Genomic DNA, 2,205 nt, shown 5'->3' with positions numbered 1-2,205 from the left:
GCATTTTCCCTGTGGGTGCGGCGTAGGGCTTCTGCATCTATGGGCGTTTTCCGCAATGAAAACGCCACTGCGCATCTCTTCCGGAATACCCAGCAACAGGGAAAACGCTCTAGTCTGACTATAACGATGCTGCAAGGGCATAGGACTTTTGCCCGATTTCATCTGCTGTTCTCACAAATTACCCTTGGCGCATCGAAAAAACGATTGAGGACGACGTGATGCCCGTCAATACCCCCGGACTGTCCCGTAGAGAGTTTGCATGGGGCGGTCTTGCGACCGCGTTCACCATCCGTTCCGCATTTGCCGCCGGTACGGTTACTCCAACCCGCGTACTGCTGGGAACCACCGGCAAGGTCAGCAAAGGGATCTACACCGCTGACTGGAACGCAGCCACCGGCGAGCTCGGCGCCATTACGTTAGCGGCTACCCTGGTATCACCGAGTTTCCTCGCCACCCGCCGCGTCGGCTCGCTCACACGGATCTATGCCGTCAGCGAGGACGGTAAAGACGACTCCGGCGTAAACGCCCTGGAGACCGTTCCCGGCTCTCGCGAGCTTCGCCTGCTGAATAAAGTCTCTTCCGTGGGCAGCGGCCCCACGCATCTCTCCCTCTCGCCAGATGGTCGCTCGGTCTTTATCGCCAACTACGGCGGAGGCAGCATCGCTTCCTACCACGTCAAGCCGGACGGCAGGCTGAGCGAGGCTGTCTCTCATTTTCAGTACGAAGGCGGCGGCCCTGATCCTTCACGGCAGACGAAGTCCCATGCCCACTCGGCGCAGGTCTCCCCCGATGGCCGCTTCCTTCTGGTGAACGATCTCGGCCTCGACCGGATCTGCATCTATCGCATTGATGCGGCAACCGCTGCACTCACGCCCAACGATCCTCCGGTCTGGCAGGCAAAGCCCGCGAGCGGCCCTCGACACATCGCGTTTCATCCGAATGGCAAGTGGCTCTATAGCGTGAATGAGCTCGACTCGACCATCGATATTCTTGCGTGGGATGCTGCCCGCGGCCGCATCACGCCCATCGACCGCGTCTCGACTCTGAAGCCGGACTTTCCCCCGCATACCGCCTTTGCCGGCGAGATCCTGGCCTCCGCCGACGGACGAAACGTGTACGTCGGCAACCGCATCGCCGACCAGACCATCGCGGTCTTCGATATCGACCGTGCCTCGGGCAAGCTGAAGCTCAAACAGCTTGCACCCAACGGCGGCAAAACCACCCGTCACATCGCCCTGGACCGCACCGGCAAATGGATGATTGCCAGCAATCAGGACAGCGGCGAGGTGGTTGTCCTGCAACGCAATCCTGCTACGGGCGAACTTTCCGGCCCGGTACACCGGTATCCACTGGATACACCGATGTTTGCCATCTGGATCTAGGAGGAGCATGGCCTCAGTTGTTGATCGCAAGGATGTTCGTTTTGATGTTTGCAGTCGCGGCAATAATGCACGCTTCCCTGCCTCTGACAGTCAGCGCGTTGCTCAGGTTGAATACTGTACCAGCGCGGAAGATGTAGTCCGCACTCTGCAGCAGGCAATCGATCGCGGACAGCGGCCGACCGTGCGTTCTTCAGGCCACTGTTACGAGGACTGGGTCGTCAACAACCCGGGCGGTGTGCTGCTGGACGTCAGCATGATGGACCGTGTCACCACCGGCGAAACTCCGGGCAGCTACGTCATCCAGCCCGGAGCGAAGCTCGGTGTTGTCTACGAACGGCTCTATAAGCTGGGCGGCGCGGTAATTCCCGGCGGTACCTGCTATACCGTCACCGCGGGCGGACACGTCTCCGGAGGCGGCTATGGAACCCTGGCACGCATGTACGGCATTACCGTCGATTGGCTGACCGGTGTTGAGATCGTTATCGTCAACCAGGCCGGCAAAGCAGAGCTCATCTACGCCGACGCGCAACATCACCCCGCGCTCTTTCGCGCGTTACGCGGTGGGCAAGGCTCGAACTTCGGTGTGATCACCGCCTTCCACTTCGCCAAGCTTCCTCCAATGCCCAAGCAGGTGCTCACCGCCAATATCTCCTGGGACTGGAAGGAGATGACGCGCGAGAAGTTCGTTCGTATCGTCACCACCTATGGCGATTACTGGGCCAAGAACGACAAGAACCCCGCGACATATCCCGTCTTCACCAACCTCGTTGTGGGTAACAGCAAGTCCGGTCGCATAGGCCTCGGTCTCCATTACGCCCAGACC

Annotated in this window: 3 protein-coding genes; all 3 read left to right on the top strand. The window is 60.0% G+C overall.

Features of this window, described 5'->3' with window-relative positions; genetic code table 11:
* The coding region (locus tag AB4043_RS23140; RefSeq protein WP_442308223.1) for a hypothetical protein at positions 1-219 on the top strand (219 nt) is incomplete at its 5' end.
* Entirely contained in the window at positions 219-1,382 is a 1,164-nt protein-coding gene (locus AB4043_RS23135; protein ID WP_442301462.1) for a lactonase family protein, read from the top strand. The genes AB4043_RS23140 and AB4043_RS23135, both read left to right, overlap by 1 nt.
* Before the next feature lie 7 nt (positions 1,383-1,389).
* The coding region (locus tag AB4043_RS23130; RefSeq protein ID WP_442308222.1) for an FAD-binding oxidoreductase at positions 1,390-2,205 on the top strand (816 nt) is incomplete at its 3' end.

Source organism: Terriglobus sp. YAF25 (assembly GCF_052113305.1).
Classification (GTDB): domain Bacteria; phylum Acidobacteriota; class Terriglobia; order Terriglobales; family Acidobacteriaceae; genus Terriglobus.
Note: the sequence above shows the minus strand (reverse complement) of the source record. Positions and strands in the feature narration are given on the sequence as shown.